General features: G+C 68.7%; 14 protein-coding genes. 5 read left to right on the plus strand and 9 right to left on the minus strand.

Annotated elements, in window-relative coordinates; genetic code table 11:
- Window positions 1–33: 33 nt before the first annotated feature.
- Window positions 34–633 (minus strand): TIGR00730 family Rossman fold protein, encoded by a 600-nt coding sequence (locus IT306_25015; protein MCC7371703.1) that lies wholly within the window; start codon window positions 631–633, stop codon window positions 34–36.
- Window positions 634–857: 224 nt separating this feature from the next.
- Here IT306_25015 and metG point away from each other — a divergent pair, with 224 nt between their 5' ends.
- The 5 genes from metG to IT306_25040 all read left to right on the plus strand — a co-directional run bounded on the left by metG (window position 858) and on the right by IT306_25040 (window position 7,755).
- Entirely contained in the window at window positions 858–1,325 is a 468-nt protein-coding gene (gene metG, locus IT306_25020) for a methionine--tRNA ligase subunit beta (protein ID MCC7371704.1), read from the plus strand.
- A 573-nt stretch (window positions 1,326–1,898) separates the two neighbouring features.
- Window positions 1,899–3,584, plus strand: a complete 1,686-nt coding sequence (locus tag IT306_25025; GenBank protein ID MCC7371705.1) for a peptide ABC transporter substrate-binding protein — start codon at window positions 1,899–1,901, stop codon at window positions 3,582–3,584.
- A gap of 404 nt (window positions 3,585–3,988) precedes the next feature.
- Window positions 3,989–5,698 carry a peptide ABC transporter substrate-binding protein gene (locus IT306_25030; protein ID MCC7371706.1) on the plus strand — a complete coding sequence of 570 codons (1,710 nt, stop codon included), beginning with the start codon at window positions 3,989–3,991 and terminating at the stop codon, window positions 5,696–5,698.
- A gap of 133 nt (window positions 5,699–5,831) precedes the next feature.
- Complete coding sequence (locus IT306_25035) at window positions 5,832–6,776, plus strand: ABC transporter permease (GenBank protein ID MCC7371707.1); 945 nt, start codon at window positions 5,832–5,834, stop codon at window positions 6,774–6,776.
- Window positions 6,777–6,969: 193 nt separating this feature from the next.
- Window positions 6,970–7,755, plus strand: coding sequence for an ABC transporter permease (locus tag IT306_25040; GenBank protein ID MCC7371708.1), 786 nt, complete (start codon window positions 6,970–6,972; stop codon window positions 7,753–7,755).
- 65 nt (window positions 7,756–7,820) lie between these two features.
- Here the strand turns inward: IT306_25040 and IT306_25045 are convergent, their stop codons facing one another.
- The 8 genes from IT306_25045 to IT306_25080 all read right to left on the minus strand — a co-directional run bounded on the left by IT306_25045 (window position 7,821) and on the right by IT306_25080 (window position 21,091).
- Complete coding sequence (locus IT306_25045; protein MCC7371709.1) at window positions 7,821–10,679, minus strand: VWA domain-containing protein; 2,859 nt, start codon at window positions 10,677–10,679, stop codon at window positions 7,821–7,823.
- Window positions 10,676–12,562, minus strand: a complete 1,887-nt coding sequence (locus IT306_25050) for a VWA domain-containing protein (protein ID MCC7371710.1) — start codon at window positions 12,560–12,562, stop codon at window positions 10,676–10,678. Before IT306_25050 ends, IT306_25045 begins: the two co-directional genes overlap by 4 nt.
- Window positions 12,559–13,437 carry a DUF58 domain-containing protein gene (locus tag IT306_25055; GenBank protein MCC7371711.1) on the minus strand — a complete coding sequence of 293 codons (879 nt, stop codon included), beginning with the start codon at window positions 13,435–13,437 and terminating at the stop codon, window positions 12,559–12,561. Before IT306_25055 ends, IT306_25050 begins: the two co-directional genes overlap by 4 nt.
- On the minus strand, window positions 13,438–14,427 hold the full coding sequence (locus IT306_25060) for a MoxR family ATPase (GenBank protein ID MCC7371712.1): 990 nt from the start codon (window positions 14,425–14,427) through the stop codon (window positions 13,438–13,440). It lies immediately after the preceding gene.
- A 168-nt stretch (window positions 14,428–14,595) separates the two neighbouring features.
- Window positions 14,596–16,392, minus strand: a complete 1,797-nt coding sequence (locus IT306_25065; GenBank protein ID MCC7371713.1) for a hypothetical protein — start codon at window positions 16,390–16,392, stop codon at window positions 14,596–14,598.
- Window positions 16,392–17,348 carry an ABC transporter permease gene (locus IT306_25070; protein MCC7371714.1) on the minus strand — a complete coding sequence of 319 codons (957 nt, stop codon included), beginning with the start codon at window positions 17,346–17,348 and terminating at the stop codon, window positions 16,392–16,394. The genes IT306_25065 and IT306_25070 overlap by 1 nt, the downstream gene beginning before the upstream one ends.
- Before the next feature lie 315 nt (window positions 17,349–17,663).
- Complete coding sequence (locus IT306_25075) at window positions 17,664–18,617, minus strand: ABC transporter ATP-binding protein (protein ID MCC7371715.1); 954 nt, start codon at window positions 18,615–18,617, stop codon at window positions 17,664–17,666.
- A gap of 44 nt (window positions 18,618–18,661) precedes the next feature.
- A complete protein-coding gene (locus IT306_25080; GenBank protein ID MCC7371716.1) occupies window positions 18,662–21,091 on the minus strand; it encodes a hypothetical protein in 2,430 nt (809 codons plus the stop codon).
- Between the last annotated feature and the right edge of the window lie 214 nt (window positions 21,092–21,305).

Consider the following 21,305-nt stretch of genomic DNA (forward strand, 5'->3'; position numbering starts at 1 on the left):
GTTGTCAGGGTTTGGGTATCCCGACGAATTCGATCAGGTCTCCTCGGGCTTGAGCCACTTCCAGATCGGCGGGGGCGGCTCGTAGACGGCCAGCCGGTCGATCATCGCGGCGGGGTCCGAGTCCTCGAGGATCAGGGCGCGGTGCGGCTCGGGGATGAAGCCCTCGCTGACGGCATGGTCTACCAGCGCCAGCAGGCCGTCGTAGAAGCCGCCGACGTTGAGGATGCCGAACGCCTTGTTGTGGATGCCAAGCTGCGACCACGTCAGCGTCTCGAACAACTCCTCGAAGGTGCCGAAGCCGCCCGGCAGCGCGATCACGGCGTCTGACAGCTCGGCCATCAAGGCCTTGCGCTCGTGCATGGTGGCGACGACACGCAGCTCGGTCAGGTGGTCGTGGGCGACCTCTGGGCGAACCAGCGCCTGCGGGATCACGCCGATCACTTCGCCGCCGCCCCTGAGGGTGGCGTCCGCGACCGCACCCATCACCCCGACGCTCGCGCCGCCGTAGACCAGGCCGATGCGGCGCTCGGCCAGCAGGCTGCCAAGCTGCCGCGCCAGGGCGAGATACTCTGGCCGGACGCCCGGCCGCGAGCCACAGAACACACAAATCCGACGAAGACCCGCTTGCGGCATCTGACCTCTTTCGCACTGGCAGTCGCGGGTCACGCCGCGCACGGAGCCCCCACGGCTCGTGCCATTGATGATGGCACAGGCGAGGTGACAGGGGCGAGGGGACAGGGGCGAGGTGACAGGTGATAGGGGACAGGGCGTATACCATTCACCCACGAGATCGGCTTCTGGACCGCAACGCATTCGTCCTGCTGACCGATCCCCCAGACCCCGCAAGGAGACTGCCCATGAGTGAGCAGACAAGCACCCGGCGGCCCGCGGCGTCGTCCGACGCGTCGTCCGCCGACGTTGTGCCGGCGGCCGAGTCGGCGGCGGCGACGCCCGCCCCGGCCGCTCCAGCGCCAGCCGTATCGGCGGACGACGGCATCGTCACCATCGACGACTTCGCGAAGCTCGATCTGCGGGTGGCGCTTGTCACGGCCGTCGAGCGCGTGCCGAAGACCGAGAAGCTCCTGAAGCTGAGCCTCGATCTCGGCTTCGAGCAGCGGACCATCGTCTCGGGCATCGCGCAGTTCTACGAGCCGGAGCAGCTTGTCGGGCGTCGCATCGTCATCATCGCCAACCTCAAGCCGGCCAAGATCCGGGGGGTCGAGTCGCGGGGGATGCTGCTGGCGGCCGGTGGGCGGGGCGAGGGCGAGCAACTGGGGCTTATCACGCTCGACAAGGAGATTCCGGCGGGCACGCGGGTCTCGTAGCCCGCTGTCCGATGGCGCAGCCGTAGCGCGGGGGCTTGTCCCCCCGCCCGAGGCCAGGGCGGCGCGCACACTTCGTCATCCCGACCGCGGCGAGGAACGAGCGGAGTGGAGAGGGATCTTCTTCGCATAGCCACGAAGGGGAAGATCCCTCGGCTCCACTCGCAAGCTCGTTCCGCTCGGGATGACGGAGAAGGTGCGCGGCCATGCTCGTTCCGCTCGGGATGACGGGGTGGAAAGTCGCAGCGCCTGCCCTGAACTTGCCAAACCGACTTGTATCGCTGGGGATGGCGGGCGGGTTCGCAGCGCCTGCCTTGAGCCGGCGACTGGGTCGCTTCGCTCGCGGTGATTGGTGGTACCGGCGGTTTTGTCGTCGTTGAGGACGGCCGTTGGCCCGGCTGCATCCGATTTCGCCGCCCGCGCGTATCCACCGGTACGTGCGGGCGGCGTCGCGTTTACTCGCCTTTGACAGGGCGTGCGGGCATCGCTAGCATGGGGCGTGCTGGGACGCACTGGGAGACTTTGTAGGGAGCACACGTCGGGGATACATCGGCCGGATCGCCCTGGAGGTGAAGCGTGGTTCGCGTTCGTCGTCTACTGTACGCGCCGCTCTTGTTGCTGGTGATCTTGTGCGTCGCCTGTCAAGGCGCCGCCGCGCCACCGGCGAAGCCGGCCGAATCGAAGCCGGCCGAGAGCAAGCCCGCTGCCACCACGGCCCCGGCCGCCCCCGCTGCTCAGGGGGCGGCCACCGCCAAGCCGGCCGAGGCTGCGAAACCCGCCGAAGCTGCCAAGCCGGCCGCCGCTGCGAAGCCGACCACTGGTGGCCAACTGAAGGTCGGTATCAACGCCGATCTGACCACGATGGACCCGCACGTCTCGTCGGCGGCCGTCGACCGCCAGATCTACCAGAGCATTTTCGACTCGCTGGTGCGGCTGGACAAGGATCTGAGCATCAAGCCAGGGCTTGCCGAGTCCTGGGAGCAGCCAGATCCGAAAACGCTGGTCTTCAAGCTGCGCTCGGGCGTGAAGTACCACGATGGCGAGCCGTTCAACGCCGCCTCGGTGAAGGCGAACATCGAGCGCGCGCAGACGCACCCGAAGTCGCAGCGCAAGAGCGAGCTTGCAGACGTGGCCTCGGTGGAGGTCGTCAACGACACGACCGTCAAGTTCACCCTCAAGAACCCGTCCTCGCCGCTGCTCAGCCTGCTGACGGACCGGGCCGGCATGATGGTCTCGATCAAGGCTGCCGAGGCGGCCGGCGACGACTTCGCGCGGAAGCCGGTCGGCACGGGGCCGTTCTCGTTCGTCGAGTGGGTCAAGGATGACCGGCTGGTCGTCAAGAAGAACCCTGACTACTGGCAGAAGGACGAGGCCGGCGTGCAACTGCCGTACCTGGATGGGATCACCTACAAGCCGATCCCGGACGGCACGCAGCGCCTCAACGCGCTCAAGACCAGCACGGTGGACATCATCGACGTGCCGGCCTCGAAGGATATGCCGATCCTCAAGAGCGGCCAGGATCTGGCCTACTCCGAGATCCCCGGGCTGGCGTTCCGCTACATCCAGATCAATGTCAAGCGGACGCCGCTCGACAAGAAGGAGATCCGCCAGGCCATCGCCTGGGCCATCGACCGCGAGGCGATCAACAAGGCGGTTTTCTTCGGGGTGGGGACGCCCGCCTACCAGGCGATCCCGCCGCTGAGCTTCGCCTTCGACAAGGATTTCAAGGCCAACTCGCCGCGCGACGTGGCGAAGGCGAAGTCGCTGGTACAGGCCTCGGGCGTCGCCAACCCGACCTTCACGATGCTGGTCACCAACACCCCGGAGGACAAGCAGATCGCCGAGGTGTACAAGGAGCAGCTCTCCGAAGTCGGCATCACGATGAACATCGAGCTGCTGGAGTTCGCGACGCTGCTGGACCGCAGCCTGAAGGAGGAGTTCGACGCGATCTCCCTCCAGTGGAGCGGCCGGCCCGATCCTGACGGCAACGTCTTCCTCTACTTCCACACCAAGGGCAGCGGCAATCGCAGCCAGTACTCGAACCCCGAGGTTGACAAGCTGCTGGAGCAGACGCGCGTCACCTCGGACAACGCCGAGCGCAAGAAGCTGTACGCCGACGTCAACAAGATCGTCACCGACGACTCGCCGATGGTCTTCATCCAGCACCGCCCGGAAGTGAAGGTGATGTCCAAGAAGATCCAGGGGTTCACCCACGTTCCGGACGGGATGATGCGGTTCGCGGCGGTGTCGCTGACGCCGTAGGAGCGAGTTGTCAGTCCTCAGCAGAAGCTGGTTCTCGACCATGCTGGACATGATGGGTACACAGCAACCTTGTTATCCCGACTGCGGCGAGGAACGAGCACACCCCTCCGTCACCCGACCGCGGCGAGGAACGAGCGGAGTGGAGAGGGATCTACCTCGTTGTGGCTATGTGAGGAAGATCCCTCGACTGCGCTCCGGATGCTTGCCCTGAGCTTGCCGAATGGGTCGCTTCGCTCGGGATGACGGGGGAGGCGTCGAGTGACCCGACCCGGTCGTTCACGACTGACAGGACACGCGCTGAGGACTGACGACTTCTTTGACAGTATCCCTGTGCGCCGCTACTATGGCGGTTACTGGGAGCGCACAGACGGGGATACGTTCAGCTCGGCGGAGGGTTGTTCGCCGTGGGTCGTATTCAACGTGCCTTGCTTGCGCCGTTCCTCCTGCTGGTGGTGCTGACACTCGCGTGTCAGTCTGCGAGCGCGCCGGCCCCGAAGCCGGCCGAGACCAGGCCTGCTGAATCGAAGCCAGCAGCCGCGGCGCCGGCCGCCACCACTGCGCCGGCCCCGGCCAAGCCGGCTGAAGCTGCTAAGCCGGCCGAAGCTGCCAAACCGGCCGAGGCCGCGAAACCGTCGGCTGCCGCACCGGCCGCCGCTGGGAAGCCGCAGCCGGGCGGCGTCATGCGCGTGGCGCTCTCCGGCGAGATCACCACGCTGGACCCTCACCTCTCGACCTCGTCGCAGGACCGCCAGATCTACCAGAGCGTCTTCGACTCGCTGGTGCGGCTGGACAAGGATCTGAACATCGTGCCGGGGCTGGCGAAGTCCTGGGAGCAGCCAGATCCGAAGACCATCGTGTTCAAGCTGCAGTCCGGCGTGAAGTACCACGACGGTGAGCCGTTCAACGCGGCCTCGGTCAAGGCGAACGTCGACCGGATGAAGACGCATCCGAAGTCCCTGCGGAAGGGCGAGCTTGACGACGTCACCGCCGTGGACGTGGTGGATGATCTGACCGTCAAGTTCACCCTCAAAGCGCCCTCGGCTCCGCTGCTCAGCCTGCTGACCGACCGGGCCGGCATGATGGTCTCGACCAAGGCTGCCGAGGCCGCCGGCGACGACTTCGCGCGGAAGCCGGTCGGCGCCGGCCCCTTCACGTTCGTGGAGTGGGTCAAGGACGACCACATGACGCTTCGCAAGTGGGCGCAGCACTGGGAGAAGGACGCGGACGGCGTTCAGCTGCCGTACCTGGACGAGGTCATCTACAAGCCGATCCCGGACGGCAACCAGCGGCTGGTCGCCGTCAAGACGGGGACGGTGGACATGATCGATCTGCCGCCCTCGAAGGACATGCCGGCCCTGAAGCGGGGCACGGAGGTCCGCTACTCCGAGGTGCCGGGGCTGGCGTACCGCTACATCCAGATCAACGTGAAGAAGGCGCCGCTCGACAACAAGGCGTTCCGCCAGGCGATGGCCTGGAGCATCGACCGCGAGGGCATCAACAAGGCGATCTTCTTCGACGTCGGGCAGGTCGGCTACCAGGCGATCCCGCCGTCGAGCTTCGCGTTCGACCCGGACTTCAAGCCGTACTCGCCGCGCGACCTGACGAAGGCGAAGGCGAAACTGGCCGAGTCCGGCGTGGCCGATCCGACCTTCACGGCCATCGTGCCGAACACGCCAGACGACAAGCAACTGGCCGAGGTGTTCAAGGAGCAGTTGGCCGAGGCTGGCATCACCATGAACATCGAGCTGCTGGAGGCGACGGTCCTGGGCGACCGCGCCCTGAAGCGCGAGTACCAGGCGGTCATCAACGGCTGGAGCGGCCGGCCAGACCCTGACGGCAACGTTTTCAACTTCTTCCACAGCAAGGGCGCGCAGAACCGCAGCGACTACGTGAACGCCGAAGTGGACAAGCTGTTGGAGGCGGCGCGCAACACCTACGACAACGGCGAGCGGAAGAAGCTGTACGGCCAGGCGAACGTGCTGATCCTGGACGATTCGCCGGTGATCTTCAGCCAGCACCGGCCCGAGGTCAAGGTGCTGACGAACAAGGTGCAGGGGTTCAGCCACGTCCCTGATGGGATGATCCGTCTGTGGTCGGTCTGGCTCCAGAAATAGCGGTCAGATGTCAGTCATCAGCCGTCAGCGGTCGGGCGCCAACGGTTAGATGGCTGGCCCTGCGCGGTCCGACCGCATCTGACAACTGATCTCTGACCGCTGACACCTGATGACTGACTTCTGAAGGCTGCATATGACGACCTACATCCTCAAACGCATCGTGTCGATGGTGCCGGTCCTGCTGCTGGTGAGCGTCGTGATCTTCTCCCTGATCCACCTGACGCCGGGCGACCCCGTCGTGGCGATGCTCGGCGAGGAGGCGACGCCCCAGGCCCGCGACAACCTGCGCCGGCAACTGGGGTTGGATCAGCCGTTGCCGGTGCAGTACGCCACCTGGCTGGTGAAGGTCGTCAGCGGCGACCTCGGCCGCTCGATCCGCACGAACCAGCCGGTGGCACAGGCCATCGTGGAGCGGCTGCCGGTGACGGTGCAACTGGCGGTGCTGGCCCTGATCTTCGGGCTGGTGATCGCGATCCCGGCCGGGGTGATCGCGGCCACCCGACGCGGGAGTATCGCCGACATCGGCTCGACGGTCCTGTGCCTGCTCGGCGTCTCGATGCCGAACTTCCTGCTGGCCGTCTTCCTGGTCTACGTCTTCTCGCTGACGCTGCGCTGGCTGCCGCCCATCGGCTACACCAGCCCGCTGACGGATCTCGGGGCGAACCTGAAGGGGATGATCATGCCGGCGATCACCCTCGGGGCGTTCGCGGCGGCGGCCACGGCCCGGCTGACCCGCTCGACGCTGCTGGAGGTGCTGAACCAGGACTACATCCGGACCGGCTTCGCCAAGGGCCTCACCGAGACGGCCGTCATCCGCAAACATGCCATGAAGAACGCGATGATCCCGGTCGTGACGGTGGTGGGGCTGCAACTGGGCAACCTGCTCGGCAGCGCCATCGTCACCGAGACGATCTTCGCGCTGCCGGGCATCGGGCGGCTGGTGGTGGACAGCATCTACCAGCGCGATTTTCCGCTGGTGCAGGGGGTGGTGCTCTACCTGGCGCTGATCTTCCTGGTGGTCAACCTGCTGGTGGACCTGATCTACGCCTATCTGGACCCACGGATTCGGTACGGATGATGGCGCACGTGGAGGGACTCGTCGCGTCTTGCGGCGGCTGGCTGCCGGCCGCCTCTGGAGGGATCTCGTGACGGCACAGGCTACCCTGCCGCTGGCCGACGCCGAGACGGTGTCGGCGCGGCGTCCATCGGATCAGACGGGCTTCGCGGCGTTCTTCCGCCGGCTCTGGAAGGTGCGGCTGGCGGGCGTGGGCATGGGGATCGTCCTGCTGGTGGTGGCGTGCGCCGTCCTTGCGCCGTTCATCAGCCCGTACGACCCGAACCGCCAGCAGCTCTTGAAGACGTTGCAGGCGCCCAGCGCCGAGCACCTGCTCGGCACCGACGAAAACGGTCGGGATGTGCTGAGCCGAATCCTGTACGGCACGAGCGTCTCGCTGAAGGCCGGAGTCATCTCGGTGTCGATTGCGCTGGCGCTGGGCGTCGTCAGCGGCCTGACCTCTGGCTACTTCGGCGGGCGGGTGGACAACCTGATCATGCGCGGGATGGACGCGCTGCTGGCGTTCCCGACGCTGGTGCTGGCCCTGGCGATCACGGCGACGCTCGGGCCGGGCCTGAGCAATGCGATGATCGCCATCGGCATCGTCTACACGCCGATCTTCGCCAGACTGACGCGCGGACAGGTGCTCTCCGTCCGCGAGCGCGAGTTCGTGGAGGCGGCGCGGACCATCGGGGCGGGGCATGTCCGGATCATGGGCCGGCACATCCTGCCGAACGTGATCGCGCCGCTGATCGTCCAGGTGTCGCTGAGTATCGCGCTGGCGATCCTGGCCGAGGCGACCCTGAGCTTCCTGGGGCTGGGCGTCCAGCCGCCAGATCCGTCGTGGGGCTCGATGGTCAGCCGAGGCAAAGACTACCTGGACATGGCGCCGTGGCTGGCGTTCGCGCCCGGCGGCGCGATCCTGCTGGCGGTGATGGGGTTCAACTTCCTGGGGGACGCCATCCGCGACGCCCTTGACCCGAGGATGGCCCGGGCGAAGTGATGCCCCCCTGTTCGAGGCGTCTTCGGGCGCCATGAGGCCGAATCGGCGCCTGGTGTGCGTCAGGGTCAGGCGTCGTCGGGCTGCGAGCCGCCGGCCGAGCTTGACGCGGCCGGCCCGGCCCGCTTCTTGGCCGTCAGCAGCCGCGCCCCGAGCGCCGACGAGCTGGCGGTCCGCGAGGAGGCCACCGCCGAGCCGGCCGTCGCCGGGCCGTTGCGGGCAGCCGCTCCCCGCCGGCCCGCCGCCAAGCCGCCGCCCTCGATGGAGATGCGGCCCTTGGCGGCCAGCAGCCGCGAGGCGGCGGGAGCCGCCGCCAGCTTTGCGCGGCCAAGCCAGTTGTCCAGGACGTAGCTCCAGGCCAGCTCGGCGTCCATCCAGCCGAGCCGCAGACGGCGAGCCGCCACGTCGAAGAGGAACAGCAGCGCCGCCAGGATCAGGAACCACGGCCACAGCTCGCGCGGCTGGCCGTCCACCCGCCGGTCGCGCTCGAAGACCGTCTTCGGATCGCTGACCACCTGCCCGCTGGTGATGCCCGCAAGCTGGCCCAACAGGTCCGGGTTGGCGCGGAGATCGCGGTACTCCTGCGAGTATGGGATCACGAAGCCGGCCGGCCGGCCGGCAATCGGCGCGCCGCTCGCGTCAGACTGCACGATGTTCAGGAAGTACGCGCCCTCGCCGCCGATGGGAATGCGGGTCTCGTAGCGGCCAGGGGCTACCTGCGGGATCGTCACCTGACTCTGCCCGTTGGCCGGGTCGACTACCGTCGCGCTGGTCCGCAGGAAGTTCTGGTACGTCTTGTCGTCGGCGACGCTGTCCACCGTCACCTTCGCCGTGGCGCCCTCCTGGGTGATCTGCACCTGGAGATTGCGGTCCACCGGCACCGGGATCGTGCGCTTGACCACCTGCGCCCAGAACTGGCTGAAGGCCGGCCAGGTCAGCATGTCCTGCGCCCAGCGGTTCTTCACGTCGGAGGTCCAGGCCACCACGTGCCCCAGGCCGTACTGCCACTCCGAGAGGACCGGGTCCATCTGGTTCGAGACCAGCAGCACCTGGCTCGTCGGCTTCGGCGTGGTCGAGACGTACCCGAGCAACGGCGGCATCTGGCGCACGTCGATGCCTTCGAGGATCGGGCTGGAGCCGACCTGGGCCGGCCGGAACGCCTCCTCCACGATGGCCGCCCGCGCGACCTCCTGGGTGTCCTTCACGATCATCTGCGGCACTTCGAACGGGTCGTTCCCCTCGAAGTAGCGTCCCTTTCCGAGGTTCGCCAGCCGCTGCATCAGTGCGAAGTCCGCGTCCGACCCGACGGCGATGGTCGAGAGGGTGATGCCGTTCTGCTGCATCGCGTTGGTCAGACGGTCGTAGTCGCCGCCCGAGGAGAGGCCGTCCGTCAGCAGCAGGATGTGTCGGACCTTCGCCTCGCGGGTCACGATGTCGTTGTAGGCCGTCTCCAGGGCCGGGAAGATGGCCGTCCCGCCGCCCGGGGCGATCGAGCCGATCTGCGCCTGCACCAGCGACGGGTCTTCGAGGAAGTTCGTCGGGACCACCCAGCGCGGCGTGTCGTCGAACGAGATCACGCCAAGCTGATCCTGCTCGCTCAGCAGCTCGGTGGCGCGGCTGGCGGCCTCCTTCGCCAGATCCATCTTCGAGGAGCCAGGGCCGCCCGCCATGCTGCCCGAGGCGTCGATGACCAGCACCAGTGCCACGCTGGCCGTCAGCGTCCTGCCCCGCAGATCCATCCGCACCGGCAGCGCCTCTTCGAGCGGCGTGCGGTTGTAGCGGCCCACGCCGTAGCTCTGCTCGCCGCCCACCACGACCAGCCCGCCACCCAGGTTCTGGACGTAGGAGGTGATCGCGCGCATCTGGCTGACGCTCAGCTCGGAGGCCGGCACGTTCGCCAGCACGACGCTCTCGTAGCCGCGCAGGGTCGGCAGGTCGATGACCGCTGTCTTAGTGCTGTGGACGTCCACCTCCAGGCCCGCCGACTGCAGCGCCTCGGCCAGGAAGCGCGTCTCGCCGCCCTCAGACTCGATCAGCAGGACGCGCGGCTTACCCGTCACCACGGTGTAGCTGCCGCCCTCATTGTTCTGGATGTAGGTGTCTGCCGAGGCCTCGACCTGCACCTTGAACAGGTGGAAGCCCGGCGGCAGCGGCTCCTGGGGCATGACGATGGTGTTGCTGCCCTGCGTCAGGTTCACATCCTGGCTGGAGAGCAGCCGGCCATCCGCCAGCAGATGGACCCGCGCGCGGGTGTCCTGGCTGGCGTCCAGGTTGATGCTCGCCGAGAACTTCTCGCCCTCGCGGACAAATGCCGGCGTCTCCACCTGCCGCACCAGCACCTCAGGGCCGGCCTGCTGCGCCAGCGGCATCACCTGGATCGGCACGCCGGCCGCCGCCGCCACGCGCGCCTGCTCGATGGCCTTGCCGGTGTTCTCGTTGCCATCCGAGACCACCACGATCTTGCGCGCCATCGTGCTGGGCAGCGTCGCCAGGGCCAGCCGAATCGCCCCGCCGATATCGGTCTTGCCGCCGTCCACAATCGAGGCGATGGGGCCGAGCGGGCGGGCCGTGCTCAACGGCCGTTCGAGCACCGACTGCGACCCGAACGCGATGATCGTGGCGCGGTCGCGGTCGGTCATGGTGGCCATCGCGTCGCGCATGAACTGGAGCTGGCGCTCGCGCATCGGCGGCGTCACGCTGTCCGAGACGTCCACCAGGAACGCCACGGCCTGCTCGTCGGCCCGCCCGATGATGCGCGGCCCGGCCAGCCCGAGGATGAGCAGCGCCGCCACGGCGATCCGCACGCCGAGCACCAGCCGACGCCGCTGCTTTGGCAGATGCGTCCGGCTGATGCGGCCGATCAGCCAGAAGGCCGGCAAGACCAGCAGCAGAAGCAGCAGGAGCGGCTGTGTGAAGTCGAGGGTCATGATTTCCTGTGGAACCAATACCACTCGATCAGCAGGAGGGCCAGCGCTGGCGGCACCAGCCACATCCAGATCTCGCGGTTGACGGGCACCAGGTCTGGTGCGGCGTTCGCCTCCAGCGTGCGCCCCGAGCCCAGCGCGACCGGGCGCGGCCGGACGTCGGACTCGCGCTCGTCAGAGGCGTTGATCGCAAACGGCTCTTCCAGCAGCGTCTGGCCGGCCGCCCGCTGGAAGACGGTGTACAGCCCCGGCAGCAGCGTTGAGGTGAACTGGATCGGGCGGCCCTCGGAGGCCAGCGTCTGGCTCTGCCCGCCCGGCTGGCGTACGAGGATCTCCTCAGCCTGGGCCAGCGGCGCCAGCGTCACGGCGTCGCCGGGCCGCAGATCGCGCTGAGTCGCCTGGGTGGGCGGCTCCAGATAGCCGAGGATGTTGGACATCAGGATCGGGTAGGCCGCCAGCAGCGGCAGGTTCGTCTGGCGCAGATCGAACGGCATCACCACCACCCGCTGCCCGTTGCGCTCGCCGGCCAGCATCAGCGGCGCGGCGTCGCTCTGGATCAGCGGGCGCATCCAGCCCGGCGGCGTCAGCCGAAACGCCCGCGCTATCGCCACGTCGCGCAGGTCCACGAAGCGCAGCAGCGGATCGTCGCGCTCCCAACCGCGGACGGCCGGCGTGCGGACCTCGCCCTCAGCGGGGAAGACGGTGGACTCCTGCGGGTTGACCACCAGGATGTTGCCGCGCGGCAGCACCTCGGGTACGTAGCCGTCGAAGATGACCACGTCGTACTGGTCCACGTCCACCGCAAGGTAGCGGCGCGGCTGCACCCGGCTGACCTCGCCCGCTGGCAGCAGGCTGAGCACCTTCTCCAGGAAGACGTTGCCGTTGCTGACCAGCAGGATCTCGGAGCGCCGACCGACGTTCAGGATCGTGTAGGCCGAGTTGTCGACCGGGTAGATGTCCGCGCCGTTCAGCCGGGCCTCGACGGCCCGCGCCCCGACCGGCAGATCGGAGAAGACGTACTCGGCCGAGGCTGGCTCGGCGCCGTCAGCCGGCAGCACGACCTCGCGGCTCTCGGTCAGGGTGCCGTCCACCGTCAGCGCGAGCGTGCCGCGATACTCCGCGTCGCCGTAGTTCCGGACGCGGGCGAACACCTGGTACTGATTCACGTTGAGCGGATCGGCGCGCGCAGCCAGCGCCGTGATGCCCTGGTTCTGGCCGCTCGTGCCGACCTGCATCAGCCGCACGTCCAGCCCCTCGGCCTCGCTGCCGGAGATCGCGCCAAACGCGCCATCGGTGAACAGGAAGACCCGCAGGCGGGCGCGCGCGCCGTCTGCCGCTGCGCTGCCCGGCCCCAGCGAGCTTGCCAGCGCCAGCGCCTGCCCGACGTCGGTCGCGCCGAAGGTGACCTGCGCGCCGTCGATGGCCCGCTCCAACACCCCACGGTCGGCGGTGGACGGTGCGAGCACCTGGGGCTGGGCCGCCGCCAGGATGACCGTCCCCATCGAGCCTTCCGCGAGGTTGCGAACCGTCTCCTTGGCCGTGCGCTTGGCCGCCTCGAAACGGCTCGGCTCGGCATCCGTCGCCTGCATGCTCGCGCCGCCGTCGAGCACCAGGACGGCGTGCACGACCTCCTCAGCCTGGGCCACGTAGAACGGCCGCGCCACCGCGAAGACCAGCGCCGCCACCAGCAGCAACTGCAGGGCCAGCAGCACGCTCCAGTGGAACTTCTGCCACGGCTCGTGGGCGGCCAGATCGCGCAGCAGATCCTGCCAGAGGTAGGTGCTGCTCACCTCGTACTCGGTGCGGCGCACCTTCAGCAGGTAGAACAGGATCAGGATCGGGATCAGGACGCCAAGCGCCAGCCCCAGGGGCGCCAGGAGGTTCATCGGAGGACGCCTCGGCGGCGGAGGTGGTCGAACAGGACGACCTCCAGCCGCTCGCTCGTCTGGAGGCGCTGGTAGACGACGTCGTGCCGCGCGCAGAATGACTCCAGCGCCCGCGTCCAGGTGCGGAAGCGCTCCTCGTAGCGGTCGAGCGCCTCCTGGTTCAGCGTGATGGCGACCTCGTTCCCCGTCTCCTTGTCGATCAGGGTCAGGTCGCCGCTCATCGGCGGGTGGACCTCTTCCGGCGCGAGCACGTGCAGGACCGTGACCTCAAAACGCCGGTCCAGCAGCCGGCGGATGCCCTGCTCGAAGTTCGGCGTCAGCAAGTCGGAGATGATCATCGCCTGCCCGGGTGCGGCGCGGCGTGCGTAGCTGTCCAGGGCGGCGTCCAGGTCCGTCTCGCCGTGCGGGCGGTCGCGCTGGAGGAACTCGATGAGCTGCCCGCTGGAGCGGCGCCCCCAGGCCGGCCCGAACGTCGTGGCGGTCCCGCCAGAGAGCGTCGCGGCGGCCAGCTTCGAGGAGCCGGCCAGGATGATGTACCCGAGCGCCGCCGCCAGCCGCGAGGCGAACTGGAGCTTCGAGGGGCTGCCCCAGTCCATCGACTTGCTCACGTCCACCAGGATGTGCGCCGTGACGATCTCTTCCTCTTCGAACTGCTTGACGTAGAGGTTCCCCGAGCGCCGGAAGATGTTCCAGTCCACCGAGCGCGGATCGTCGCCGGGCGTGTAGTGGCGGTAGTCCACAAACTCGATGCTGGTGCCCTTGTGGATGCTGCGGCGGTCGCCCTTGCCCTGGCCGGAGACACGGCGGCGCGTGACGAGCGACAGCCGCTCCAGCCGTTCGAGGAAGGGCCCTTCCAGCAGCGCCTGCTCAGCCACTTACTCTTCCTTCGTCGCCAGCAGGATGTCCTGGATCACCCGGTCGGAGGTGACCCCCTCGGCGTCGGCCTCGAAGTTGAGGATGACGCGGTGCCGTAGGGCGGGCAACGCCACCTCGCGGATGTCCTCGAACGCCACGTTGAAGCGGCCTTCGAGGATGGCGCGGATCTTCGCGCCCAGCACCAGCGACTGCAGTCCGCGCGGGCTTGCGCCGTAGCGCACGTACCGCTTGACCGACTCGGCGGCCTCCGGGCGGTCCGGGTGGGTGCGCGTCGTCAGGCGGACGGCGTAGGCCAGCACCGGCCGCGCCACCGGCACGTCGCGCGCCAGGTCCATCATCGCCGTGACGGTCGGGCCGTCGGCGACCGGCTCGGCGCGGGGCGTCCTCCCGCCCGTCGTCCGCTCGGCGATGGTCAACAGCTCGTCCTCGGTCGGGTAGGTGACCGTCAGTTTGTAGAAGAAGCGGTCGAGCTGCGCCTCGGGGAGCGGGTAGGTGCCCTCCATCTCGATGGGGTTCTGCGTCGCCATCACGAAGAAGGGCCGTTCGAGCTGATAGGTGTTCTTCGCCACCGTGACGCGGTGCTCCTGCATCGCTTCGAGCAGGGCTGACTGCGTCTTCGGCGTGGCGCGGTTGATCTCGTCGGCCAGCACGAGGTTCGCGAAGATCGGCCCCGGCTGGAACTGGAAGCCGCGCACGCCGCCATCGTCCGAGATGACGCTGGTGCCGGTGATGTCGGCCGGCATCAGGTCGGGTGTGAACTGCACCCGGCTGAACGAGAGATCCAGCACGTCGCTCAGCGTGCGGATCAGCATCGTCTTGCCAAGCCCCGGCACGCCCTCCAGGAGCGCATGGCCGCCGGCAAGCACACAGGTCAGGATGCCGCGTACAACGGCGTCCTGCCCGACGATAACCTTCCCGACCTCATCTTCAATCGACTTGGCGATCCTGATGAACTCGGCTGGGGGAAGCTGAGATGCGGCGGTAGCCATAGCGCGATCCTTGACAAGCAGTAGGAACGGAGGCGGCGCGGGCGCGTCAGCAGAACGCTGGCTGCGTGCCACCCCCTGTGCTCAGAGGGTACCGTGTCGCGCCGCTTCGACACGAGATTATGACGCGCCGGACGGGCGGCACTCGGAGCAGGAGGCCTCGCAGGGCGACTATCGGCCCGGCTCCTGCCCGGGCGAGAGGCTGGTGAAGTAGTCCTTCACCAGATCCTTCAGCCCAATCGGGATGTAGTTGTTCTGGAGGCTCTGAACGGCCTGCTCCTGGTACTGCGCGTGAACCTGCCGGTAGCTGACCTGGGCATCGTTGCGAATGCCGTCGTCAGGGTTTGGGTTCTCGATGGCGTCCGTCGGGGAGAACTGGCCTTCGGGGTTGAGCCGCTCCTGCCGCGACGACGCGAAGATCGGGTCGTAGATGGCGTCGTTGCGGGGGTTCGAGCCGGTGCCTGCGCCGGATCCCCCCGCCTCGGTGCCCTCGCCGCCCTGGTCCCCTTGGCCCTGGCCCTGACCTTGTCCCTGCCCCTGGCCCTCGTCACCAGCCTGGCCATCGCTGGACTGCTGGCCCTGGCCGTTCCCACGCTGGCCCTGCTGCTGTCCTTGCCCCTGCTGGCCCTGGCCCTGTTGTCCCTGTCCTTGCTGGCCCTGTTGCCCCTGACCTTGCTGGCTCTGCTGTCCCTGATTCGCGGCCTGACTCTGGTTGCCCTGCTGGCTGGCGTTGTTGCGCGCCTGCTGGCTGCCCTGCTGCGACGACCGCCCGATCTGGCTGCGGCTTTGCTGCATCTGCGCCATCGCGCGCTCGCGCTCGCTGCTGGCGCGCAGGTTCCCGGAGGCCTGCTCCAGGGCGTCCGACGCCTGATTCATCCCTTCCTGGGCCTGCTGGCTGTCGCCCTGCTCCATGCCGTTGGCGGCCTGTTGCAGGCCCTGGCTCATCTGCGGGTTCGCCCGCTGGGAGCGCTGCGCTGCCTGCCGCATTGAGCGGGCCATCCGCTGCCGGTCCTGCTGCGACATCTGGTCCATGTTCTGGGCCACCTGCCGCATCTGCTCGGCGGCCTGCTTGTAGTCGCCGCGCGCCATGCTGCTGGCGGCGTCTCGCGTGCGCGGATCCTGCGCCATCGAGCCGGCCAGGGCCGCCAGCGCATCCTGCATCTCTTCGCCGCCCTGCGCGCGCAACGCCTGGAGCCGCTGCTCCAACGCGGCCAGGGCTGCCATCGCCTCTTCGCTGCTGGCCGAGCGCTGCTCCAACGCCTTGGCAGCGTCCCGGAGCGCCTGCTCGATCTGCCGCAGCTCCTCGTTGTTGTCGATGTTGGCAGCAGCGATCTGGTCCGCCGCGCGGTTCAGCCGCTCGGCCTCCTGGCGCACCGTCTGCGCGACTTGCTCCCGCTGGCGGACCGTCTGCTGCATCGGGTTCGGCCAGACGACCAGCCCGACCACCAGCAGCACGGCCAGCAGCGCACCACTGACCTCGCGCAGGTGCAGGCGGATCGGGAACGCCTCCAGCGGCTCGACCTGTCGGAGGTGGGTGACCGCATCCGAGAGCTGGAGATCGGCCATGACCAGGGCGCTCTGGGAGGGCGGCGACTCCGGGTCCGGCTTCCGCCGCTCCAGCTCCACCGCCGTCGTGATCCGCTCGCGCAGCCCCAGCCGCCGATCCGTCATCAGCGCGACCTTCGCGGCATCTGGCCGCCAGAACAGCAGCACCAGCGCGCCAAGCGCCGCCAGCGCCAACGGGATCGCCGGCAGGATCGTGGTCGGGACCGTGTACGGGAAGAAGCGCGCGCCGGCCAGCCAGAGCGTGTTGACGATCAGGCCGGCCAGGATCAGCCGCACCCCCCAGGTCACAATCGCCTGGAACCTGACCATCCGCCCGACGAGGGCCAGCCGCTCGTACAGCTCTGTGCGCTCGGCAGCGCCCCGACCGGAGCGTGCGCCGCCGCCTGCATTCCTGGTAGCCATCAGGCCCCCCGACCGAAGAGTACGCGTGCCCAGCGATGCTCGCGCAGGCGGTGGCATGGATCGACGGCCACACTGCTTGCGACGAGGAAGATGCCCGTCAGCCCGGTGTAGAGCACCAGCGTCAGCGCCCAGCGCGGATAGCGCAGCCCACGGATGCCGAACAGATCCTGCTGCGCCGTGCCGTCGACGATCGGGCGGTAGGCGATCGGGAGGATCTGGGCCACCTGACCGCTCAACTGCTCGGGGACGGCCATCAGCGTGAGCCACGGATTGAGCGCCAGCACCCAGCGGACCCAGCCCTCAACTTGATTCGCCGCACCCACAAAGTAGATCGCCATGGTGCCCATGCCAAGCAGGAAGACGAAGCCGTAGGCGTACAACGCTGCCACCGCCGAGGTCCGCCCGAGCGCCGAGCAGAACACGCCGATGGACGCAAACAGGCAGATGGAGGCGAACATCAGCACCAGCGTCAGCGCCACGTCCGCCACGCCGACGCCCCCGAACATCCAGGCCATCGCGAAGCCGGGCAGCGCCGTCAGCGCTACCAGCAGCACGAACACCACTGAGGCGACCAGCTTGCCGAACACAATCGAGCGGCTCGCCAGCCCGGTCGAGAGCAGCAGGTCAAAGGCGCCCTCTTCGCGCTCGCCGCTGATCGAGGTCGCGGCGACGGCTGGTGCAACCACGGCCACCGAGGCCAGCAGGCAGAACGCCATCGCGAAGAACAGGAAGATGCCCCGGTAGGCCCCGACAAGGCTCGTCAGCGACACCGCGCCCGTGCCCGGCGCGCTCGACCCGATGACCGGCACCACCGTCGGGACGCTCAGCACCACGGCCCAGAACGAGCCGAGCACCAGCGCGGTGAAGGTCACGACCATCAGGGTCAGCACGACATACGAGAGCTTGCCCTGGAGGCGGGACGACAACTCCTTGGAGACTATGGCGGACCAGGTCACGGCGAGACTCCCGGGGGACAGAGCGGAGGCACGGCACGTCGCCAGTCGGTCATGGAAGTGTACGCATGGCCGATGAGGCGAACATAAGGAAAGACGGAAGACCGAAGGCTCAAGAGGCCCTCACCCCCCGGTCCCCGGAGGAGGCCCTCACCCCCCGGCCCCCGGAGGAGGCCCTCACCCCCCGGCCCCCTCTCCCTGTGCGCGGGAGAGGGGGAGACACACGAAGCTCGCGTTGCTCCCCCTCTCCCGCGCACAGGGAGAGGGGGCCGGGGGGTGAGGGCCTTCTGGCGGACCGGGACGCGCAGGCACATCGATTCATGCGGAAAGTTGACCGCCCGCGTTCGTTCCCTCGGCCAGCGAGGCCGACAGCTCGTCGAGGCCGTCCGGGCCGGGGCCGAAGCGCGTCACCCGTGCGCCGCCATCCACCAGCTTGCCGAGCACGGCGGCCAGCCCCTCGCGGTCGCCCTCGTAGACGAACGAGATACCAACGCCCTGCTCCGTCACGTCGAAGACGCCGGGCTGCTGCACCAGCAGGGCCGCCAGTTGCTCGCGCTCCCCGACCGCCTCGAGCTGCACCTTGCGGCGGGCCGGGCCGTCGCCGGCCAGCGCGGCGGCCAGCGGGATCACCCCCGAGAGCCGCCCGTCGCGCAGCACGGCAATCGAGTCACAGACCTGGGCAAGGTCAGCCAGCAGGTGCGTCGCGACCAGCAACGTGATGCCCATGCCGCGCACTTCCTTCAGCACCTCGACCAGCTCCAGCCGGCCCCGGCCGTCCAACCCGCCGAGCGGATCGTCCAGCAGCAGGATCGGCGGGTTGTGGAGCAGGGCACGGGCCAGCGCCAACCGCCGGCGCGAGCCGCGCGAGAGCGCTGCCGCCTCTTCCTGGCGCCGATCGTAGAGGTCGACCACCCGCAGCATCGTGTCCACCGTGTTCTTGCGCTCCCAGGCCGAGACGCCGCTCGCCTGCGCGAAGAACTCCAGGTACTGGCTGATGGAGAGACGCGGGTAGACGCCAAACTGTTCCGGGACGTACCCCACCTGCCGGCGGACGGCGGTCACGTCGCGGGTGGTGCTCGCCCCGCCGACGACGACGCGGCCAGCGGTCGGACGAACCAGCCCGGCTAGCGCCCGCAGCAGCGTGCTCTTGCCGGAGCCGTTCGGCCCCACCAGCCCCAGGCCCGCCCCCTCGTCCACGCTCAGCGTGACGTCGTCGAGCGCGCGGCGGCCGCCCTGCTCGACGGTGAGATGGTCCAGCTCGATCAACGCCACGGGACGGGACTCCTTCGCAGGGGGGGACGGCGGGGAACGGCGCGCTAGCGCATCACCCCGGACGCGGTGACGTCAAAGCGGGAGAAGCTGACGCCGGTGGCCGACGTGTCTGGCGGCGGCTTGAAGGTGTACCGCACGCGGATGTCGCCAGCCGCCGAGACGTAGGGCGTCACGTCGCGCACGAGGTTGCGCCCGAACCCGACGACGCGGTCTTCCCACTCCGACTTTTGCCAGTTGTAGAGAGAGACCTCGCCCAGCACCGGCGGCGCGCCCGGGAAGCCCCGCAGCCGACCGTCGATGTTGACGTAGAGGCCGTCAAGCAGCATCTTCGCCGAGCCGCTCGGCAGGCTGAACTGGAAGGCGATGGACTCGCCGCTCGCCAGGTCGTAGCTGCCGGACTGCTGGCGGTTCAGCGTGGCGGTGCCAAGCTGGCGGCGCTGGATCACCTGCGGCGGCAGCTCCCCCTCGAAGCCCTTCGGCAGCGTCAGCGGCAATGACGAGACGAGCAGCGTCGTCTCCAGCGTCGCCGGGCGGGCGTCCACGATCTCCAGCGGCGCGGCCGGGGTGTCGATCCACCCGAGCAGCGTCGGCCCGACAAGGTCGAACCGCTGGGCGTTGAAGCCGGTGCCAAACGCCGACTCCAGGATATCCCGGCGGGCGCCCTCGGCCACCCGGCGGCCAGACGCGCTCGACGCCGGGTACAGCTGGTTGGCGAACGAGTTCGGCGGCCCGAAGCCGGCCAGGGCGTTCCCGGTCAGGGTCATCGAGACCTCGCGGGTCTCGCCCTTCCGCAGGTCGCCAAGCCGCAGCACCTGATAATCCACGATCAGCGCCGCGTCGTAGAGCGTCGAGTCGAGTCGGTTGGTGATCGCCCCGACGATCTGCCGGCCATCGACCCGCAGATCCGTCTCCAGTTGGCCCGGCAGATTGACCTGGCTGTCCACCTGGAGCGTCCCGAGCGCGCCAGCCTGGAGCGGGAACTCGTCAATCGCCGGCGACATCCCCTCCACGATCTTCAGCGTCCACGGCTGGGCGTCCGGCGCGGGATCGCGCGGGAAGGGGAAGTAGAGGCTGTTCATCAGCGACGCCTCGCCGCTGCGGATCGCGAGGGTCGTCTGCTTGCGCGACAGCACGCTGACGTAGGTCCGGCCGTAGGCGGGCGCGTCCGGATACCCCCGCACGATGCTGACCTTGTTCACGATCACGTCGCTGTCGCGGTAGGCGCTCGCCAGGGTGAACGTCCCCACGGCAGCCAGCCCGGTCAGCAGGGGGATCGTGACCACGGACCAGCCCGGCCGACCGAACCGTGCCAGGAAGATGTAGTTGAGCGGGCCGACGATCAGCGCGAACAGCGCCAGCGCCAGCATCATCAGGCCAGGGGTCGGGCCGTTCAGCATCGAGACGTCGACCATCGCGTTGCGCGGGTAGCGGCCCCACCCGGAAAACGGACTGGTGCCCGTCGTGCCGACGCCCACCGTGGCCGAGCCGTGCGCCAGGACGTACCGCCAGAGGCGCGGCGTGCCGGCCCAGCTGCGGAGCGGCTCGGCGGTCGGGTCCATCGCCATGTACAGGACCGTGCCGTTCCCTCGGCGCGACGCCGAGATCAGGGGCACGCCGTCCTGCTCGACCACCGTGTTGCCATCCGCCAGCGTCGCCTGCGAGACCAGCCACGGCCCCTGATCCTTGATCGGCTCGCCGCCGATGTCGGTCAGGCTGTCCAGGCTGTCCAGGCTGACGAGGCCCGTGGCCTTGACGGGCAGCAGATCGGCCGGCAACGCGCTGAGCGTTCGCTGCCAGGACGAGCCGCCGATCACCACCATCAGGCCGCCGCTGTAGACCCAGGAGGTCAGGGCCGCCTTCTGGCTGTCCAGCATGGCCGTGGTGGTGATGTTGTCGAAGATCAGACAGTCGAGCGAGGCCAGCACCTGCGGACGCGTCGGCAGATCCTCAACCTCGATGTGGGCGATCCGCGCGCGGCGCAGCGGGGCCGGCAGCTCCAGCGTCGGCAGGAAGTCGAACGCGGGGCCGCTCCGCGAGAGCACGCCACAGAGCAGGTCGCCGGCCGGCACCCGCGTGAGCGGCACGTCCTGCTCGGCGATGACGTTGCCCTTCTCCAGCAGCCGCGCCTGGATCTTCTGCCCGGCGACGCGCATCTCGCCTTCCATCAGGATGCGCTTATGCGAGCGGCGAGGCAGCACGGCCGGGGCGCTGTAGACCACCGGCGCACGCATGTAGGTGCTGCGGCTGCCGCTGGTGTCGGTGATGACGATCTGGATCTCGCCGTCGATGTCGGGGCCGTCGTTGCGGACCTCGACCTCGATCGGCAGCCAGCCGTTCGCCTTGCCAAAGCCGTCGAAGCCGGCCCTGACGGTCATCTGGGCGGCGGGAGTCTGCTGGGCCGGGGCCGCCGTGACGGGAGCCTGTGCAAGCTGCAGCAGGCTGCCGACGAGGAGCACGACGAGCAGTAGCCTCATGAGGTGTGCGATCCGTGAACGAACCCCGGAACGGACCATCGACGCAGGCCGCCGACAGTCTGCACAGACGCCGTCAGTATAGCAGCGTTGTTCACCATTGCCGACTCTCCTGCTCGAAGGCGCAGCGCAAGCATGTTTGAAAGAACGGGCCGGCCCCGGCATGGGGACGGTGTACCCGTGTCATGTCAACGGTGTCCAGTATTTCGTCAACGCA

It is taken from the genome of Chloroflexota bacterium, assembly GCA_020850535.1.
Taxonomy (GTDB): Bacteria; Chloroflexota; UBA6077; order UBA6077; family JACCZL01; genus JADZEM01.

Bases quoted from the DNA above. Each gene is read 5' to 3' on its own strand.
- IT306_25015 (MCC7371703.1), bottom strand. From the start codon at position 633: ATGCCGCAAGCGGGTCTTCGTCGGATTTGTGTGTTCTGTGGCTCGCGG.
- metG (MCC7371704.1), top strand. From the start codon at position 858: ATGAGTGAGCAGACAAGCACCCGGCGGCCCGCGGCGTCGTCCGACGCG.
- IT306_25035 (MCC7371707.1), top strand. From the start codon at position 5,832: ATGACGACCTACATCCTCAAACGCATCGTGTCGATGGTGCCGGTCCTG.
- IT306_25040 (MCC7371708.1), top strand. From the start codon at position 6,970: ATGGGGATCGTCCTGCTGGTGGTGGCGTGCGCCGTCCTTGCGCCGTTC.
- IT306_25045 (MCC7371709.1), bottom strand. From the start codon at position 10,679: ATGACCCTCGACTTCACACAGCCGCTCCTGCTGCTTCTGCTGCTGGTC.
- IT306_25050 (MCC7371710.1), bottom strand. From the start codon at position 12,562: ATGAACCTCCTGGCGCCCCTGGGGCTGGCGCTTGGCGTCCTGATCCCG.
- IT306_25060 (MCC7371712.1), bottom strand. From the start codon at position 14,427: ATGGCTACCGCCGCATCTCAGCTTCCCCCAGCCGAGTTCATCAGGATC.
- IT306_25065 (MCC7371713.1), bottom strand. From the start codon at position 16,392: ATGGCTACCAGGAATGCAGGCGGCGGCGCACGCTCCGGTCGGGGCGCT.
- IT306_25080 (MCC7371716.1), bottom strand. From the start codon at position 21,091: ATGAGGCTACTGCTCGTCGTGCTCCTCGTCGGCAGCCTGCTGCAGCTT.